Origin of the sequence: Mesorhizobium sp. M7A.F.Ca.US.014.04.1.1, from assembly GCF_003998745.1 — a bacterium.
GTDB classification, from domain to species: domain Bacteria; phylum Pseudomonadota; class Alphaproteobacteria; order Rhizobiales; family Rhizobiaceae; genus Mesorhizobium; species Mesorhizobium ciceri.
In genome coordinates, this window is the sequence record NZ_RZRW01000449.1 from 1 (window position 1) to 4,752 (window position 4,752).

The window sequence follows — 4,752 nt, forward strand, 5'->3', positions numbered from 1 at the left end:
CGGCCGGCCATGCTCGGCGGGGCATCACGCGTGCCGTCGGTTTCCGATGCGGTCATTTCCAGGGTTCCTGCCAGAATGTGCCGGGCGCCATCTCCGCCGCGCTGCCGACCAGCTTCGCGCCGCCGATCGCCGCCAGCACATGGTATAGCCTGCCGGCGTCAGCCGCTTCCTCGGCGACCGACCGTCTGGGAATGCCCTGACGATAGCGATCGCGCAGTTTTTCCAGTTCCTTGCCTTCCGCGCGAATGATCGGCGCCAGACGCAGCCATTCGTCATCGGATCTGGCCAGCAAGTCTTTGGCTTGCGCGGACGCCCTCACGAACCCCCTGACGGCATCGGGGTTCTCGTTCGCCCATTGGTCATGGAAGACGTAACCGAGCGCCGACACGGGTCCCAGAGCCCCAAGCGTCTTTGCCGCGTCATTCACGCCGATCAATCGACGGAAGCCATTGGCCTCGAGACGGGCGCAAAAATGCCAGAAATTCAGCACTGCATCGAGTTCGCCCTGTATCGCCTTTTCCGAAATCAGCGGCGGCGCGCCAAAGACGATGTCGCTGGTTGCCGACAGGTCGACGCCGAGATCGCGTCTGGTCAGCGCTTGTATCAGCAGCCAACTCTTGTCGAGCGGGCCGCCGGCGACGCCGATCTTCTTGTCCTTGAGATCGGCGACCGTCCGGATCGGTGAACCCTCCTTCACCATGATCGCGCCCACGGCGGTGGAATAGGGGAACAATGTGAGGTCGCCGCCTTCGGAGCGCTGGCGCGAGACCCACAGCCAGTCGGAAACGATCATGTCGATCGCGCCAGCCTGCATCGCGACGTTGGTTGCATCCTCGCCGGCGAAGTCGATGATCTCCAGATCGATCCCGTTCGCGGCATCGAACTTGTGCTGCCGTAGCGTATCGAGTTCCCAACTCACGGTTCCAAACTTCAGCACACCGAGGCGAATCCTGGCTGCCGCAACGGCTGGCCTGGTAGCAAGAACAGCGGCTGTCCCGAGAACCGCCAGACGCAACGTCATGCGCCGTGAAACCATCATGACACCTCCTCCCCAGGGTTCCGCGCTGCCAAATCAGATGGCTCGTTCCTTGCTCGGAAATGCGCATTTCCAGCGCATGACCTTGAGGGTCGGGTGTTCTTGAGACCATTTCGCGATTTCGCTGGGGGCAAGGAACATGCATTGGAACAGGGTGCCGCGGCTCTCGAAATAGAGATGTTCGTCTCGGCAATTGCTCGGATTGGCGCTGAGGCAAACCGTCAATATGAGATCGACCATGTCCATTCAGCACCTCTTGCGCGTTCCCAAACGCCCATCTCGGCGAGTCCAGCCCAACCAGGAGCCAGGACAAAACCGCCACTTGCCGGATTTCTCAAGGTGCCAATGGAGAAACCGGAATGAGGTCAAGCTACGCGCTCGCCCAATAGCCGTCAACAAAGACGAATGGACAGGATCCTTGAGCACCCAGGCCTCTAAACCTTTGTACGATTGACTTTCACAACATGCCGATTAGCTTCCAGGTGACGTGGCGCGGCTCCACGGGAGAAGCGGAATTTCCACGCCACCGCGTAAGGCGCATGCCGACGGATCAAAGGATCGGCATGCACAAATCGTCCAGGGCACCCAGACGATCAATGAGGAAATACCATGCGCGCAATCGCATTTTTCGCAGTCATGTCCGTTGTGCCCTTCATCGCGAGCCAATCCCAGGCACAGGACGCGGCGGCGGGTGAGAAGGTCTTCGCCAAATGCAAGGTCTGCCATGTCGCCGACCAGGACAAGAACAAGGTCGGCCCGTCGTTGAACGGCGTCATCGGCCGAACAGCCGGCACGCACCCGGGGTTCAGCTATTCTCAGGCGATGGTCGCGGCAGGCAAGTCCGGCGTCAAATGGGATGAACCCACGCTGAAGACTTACCTTCACGATCCCAAGGCCATGGTCAAAGGAACAAAGATGGCGTTTGTCGGCCTCAAACAGGACGAAGACATCGCCAATGTCATCGCCTATCTGAAGCAATTCTCGAAATAGCGCGCCGCCGGCCGTTCGAACTTGCGTTCGGCCGGCGTTCGCCTCGATCACGCATCGGCTTGCAGCCCCTGCATTGCCGAAGGCAGATCGAAAAGGCTGTCGCAAACAAGATCGGCGCCAAGCTCTTCCACCGGAATGTGGCTGTAGCCGCCACGCAGCAGAATGACGGGCATGCCGGCGGCGCGTGCGGCGCCCAGGTCAGCGCCACTGTCTCCGACCAGCAGCGCGTCACCCGGGTCGACGCCTAGTTGTGCCAACGCCAGCAGCAGGGCATCGGGCGCCGGTTTCAGGTATGTCACCGCGTCTCCGCCGACGATCGCACCGAAATATTCCGTCAATCCGAAATGAAGCAGGATTTCGCGGGTCGCCAACTGCGGTTTGTTGGTTGCCACCCCCATGCTTACTCCGCCCAAATGAAAGTGGGTGAGGGCCTCCCTGACGCCAGGCATCAGCCTTGTCAGGCCGGTCAGGTGCCGGCGGTAGATAGGCGCCATGACGCGGTTTGCCTCATCGAGAGCGTTGCCGAGCAGTGGCGCTCCCGATGCCGCGAAGGCTCGCTCGATCAGTTTCCTGACACCGCCGCCGATCATGGCCTTGACCCGGTCCAGGCGCAGCGGCGGCAGATCGCGGCTGGCCAGCAATTCGTTGACGGCGGCCGCTATGTCCGGTGCCGAGTCGACCAGCGTGCCGTCGAGGTCGAACAGGATCGCCTTCGGCGATCGAAGCGGCCTACCTGCGCCGACGTTCATGCGTCATCCTTCCACTTGATCGAGCAGCCGATCGAGGCGACCTGGTCCAGCGGCCCGTCGCCGGTTCGGGCAACCTGCTTCATCGCCTCGAACAGATCGCGTCTCAGCCCGGGCGCTCCGGCTTCTCGTCGCGAGGCGTCCAGCCGACCGCGATATTGCAATCCCAACTCGCTGTTGAACCCGAAGAAATCGGGAGTGCACACCGCCACGTAATCGCGCGCTACAGTTTGGCGCTGGTCGTGCAGGTAAGGGAAGCTGAAGCCGTTCGTCGTGGCGAAGAGCTTCATTTGGTCGAAGGAATCCTCCGGGTAGGTGTCGGCATCGTTCGAGTTGATTGCGACAAAGCCGATACCTTCGGCCTTGAGGTCGTTGGCATCGCGCACGATACGTGAAATCACCGCCTTCACATAAGGGCAGTGATTGCAGATGAAGGCCACGACCAGGCCGTTCGGGCCGGCCTGGCTGAGGATCGAATGCGACCTGCCGTCGACGCCGGGCAAAACGGCATCGATCGCGCGCCAGCCGAAATCGCAGACAGGGGGAACGGCCGCCATGCTTGCCTCCGATGAAATGGTTTACGCGGCTTTCCGGATCGCACCGTCGGCCGCCTGTCGGATGGTTCCAATGTTGGCGCGGTAGGCCGCCTCGGTGCCCCCCTTGAACACGGCCGACCCGGCGACCAGCACATTGGCGCCGGCCGCGGCGACCAGCGGGGCGGTTTCGGCCGTGACGCCGCCATCGATTTCGATGTCAATCGGGCGGTGGCCAACCAATGCCTTGATTCGCCTGATCTTCTCGATGACCGCGGAAATGAAGGCCTGGCCGCCGAAGCCTGGATTGACCGTCATCAGAAGCACCAGATCGAGCCTGTCGAGCACATATTCGATGACGCTCTCCGGCGTCGAAGGATTCAGCGATACGCCGGCCTTCTTGCCGAGATTTTTGATCGCCTGCAGGGAACGATCGAGATGCGGCCCGGCCTCTGCATGCACCGTGATGATGTCGCAACCGGCGTCGGCGAAGGCGGCCAGATAGGGGTCGGCCGGCGCGATCATCAGATGGCAGTCGAAGATTTTGTCCGTTCGGTCGCGGATCGCCTTGATCACCGGCGGACCGAAGGTGATGTTGGGCACGAAGTGGCCGTCCATCACGTCGAGATGGATCCAGTCGGCACCCGCCCGCACGACAGCTTCGACCTCGTCGCCGAGCCGCGAGAAATCCGCGGAAAGCACGGAGGGTGCGATGATTGTCCCGGTGACCATGGTCGTCGTCTCCAATTCTGTCTGCGGTGTTGGTCGCTGCGCCGGCCGCTTCGTCGTGTCAGCGCATCTTCGTCTCCGGTTCGCCTTCCAGTTTCCCTTCCGCGAACACGCGGCTGCCGCGAATGTCGGATTCCTCGATGGTGATAAGATCGGCCTTGGTCAACACCCGGCTGCGCGATGCGAAAAGCCGGTTGGCCTGCCGCAGCCGCGCCCGGTCGAGCCCATTGCGAACCGAACGCGCGTTGGAGAAATGCGGCAGCCTCATGCGGATCGGAAGATACTCTTCGAGCGCCTGGGACGCCGCCTCGCTGAGGCGATAATTCTGCTCCGCGAGCATAATCTCGGCGATCGATTTCAGTTCGCTGACGCCATAGTCAGGGAAATCGAGGTGGTGGGCGATGCGCGAACGCATGCCGGGATTGCTGTCGAAGAAGCGGTCCATCTTGTTCTTGTAGCCGGCAAGGATCACAACCAGATCGTCACGGTTGTTCTCCATGCACTGCAGCAGGATTTCGATCGATTCCTGGCCGTAGTCGCGTTCGTTCTCTGGCTTGTAGAGATAGTAGGCCTCGTCGATGAAAAGCACGCCGCCCATGGCACGCTTGATCACCTCGCGGGTCTTGGGCGCGGTGTGGCCCACATACTGGCCGACGAGATCCTCTCGAGTCAGGACGTGTATGTGGCCTTCGCGGACATAACCCAGACGATCCAGGAT

7 protein-coding genes are annotated in these 4,752 nt (G+C 61.5%); 1 reads left to right on the top strand and 6 read right to left on the bottom strand.

The genetic code is table 11. The features are described from left to right. Nucleotides 1–52: 52 nt before the first annotated feature. Together EOA22_RS24635 and EOA22_RS24640 are read right to left on the bottom strand one after the other, a co-directional pair. Nucleotides 53–1,039, bottom strand: a complete 987-nt coding sequence (locus EOA22_RS24635; RefSeq protein WP_063167846.1) for an ABC transporter substrate-binding protein — start codon at nt 1,037–1,039, stop codon at nt 53–55. A 33-nt stretch (nt 1,040–1,072) separates the two neighbouring features. Beyond that, the gene (locus EOA22_RS24640; protein WP_013532063.1) at nt 1,073–1,282 is read right to left on the bottom strand and encodes a hypothetical protein; all 210 of its coding nucleotides are present in this window, start codon (nt 1,280–1,282) and stop codon (nt 1,073–1,075) included. 363 nt (nt 1,283–1,645) lie between these two features. On the opposite strand from EOA22_RS24640, the gene EOA22_RS24645 reads away from it, so the two are divergent. Continuing rightward, nucleotides 1,646–2,026, top strand: a complete 381-nt coding sequence (locus EOA22_RS24645) for a cytochrome c family protein (protein ID WP_024504374.1) — start codon at nt 1,646–1,648, stop codon at nt 2,024–2,026. 47 nt (nt 2,027–2,073) lie between these two features. Here the strand turns inward: EOA22_RS24645 and gph are convergent, their stop codons facing one another. The 4 genes from gph to EOA22_RS24665 all read right to left on the bottom strand — a co-directional run. Then, nucleotides 2,074–2,775 carry a phosphoglycolate phosphatase gene (gene gph / locus EOA22_RS24650; protein ID WP_013532061.1) on the bottom strand — a complete coding sequence of 234 codons (702 nt, stop codon included), beginning with the start codon at nt 2,773–2,775 and terminating at the stop codon, nt 2,074–2,076. After that, nucleotides 2,772–3,329 (bottom strand): thioredoxin family protein, encoded by a 558-nt coding sequence (locus EOA22_RS24655; RefSeq protein WP_013532060.1) that lies wholly within the window; start codon nt 3,327–3,329, stop codon nt 2,772–2,774. Before EOA22_RS24655 ends, gph begins: the two co-directional genes overlap by 4 nt. A 21-nt stretch (nt 3,330–3,350) precedes the next feature. Next, nucleotides 3,351–4,037 (bottom strand): ribulose-phosphate 3-epimerase, encoded by a 687-nt coding sequence (rpe, locus tag EOA22_RS24660; protein ID WP_063167847.1) that lies wholly within the window; start codon nt 4,035–4,037, stop codon nt 3,351–3,353. Nucleotides 4,038–4,095: 58 nt separating this feature from the next. Further along, nucleotides 4,096–4,752 (bottom strand): AAA family ATPase (locus EOA22_RS24665; protein ID WP_127390274.1); only part of this gene is annotated, 657 nt, incomplete at its 5' end.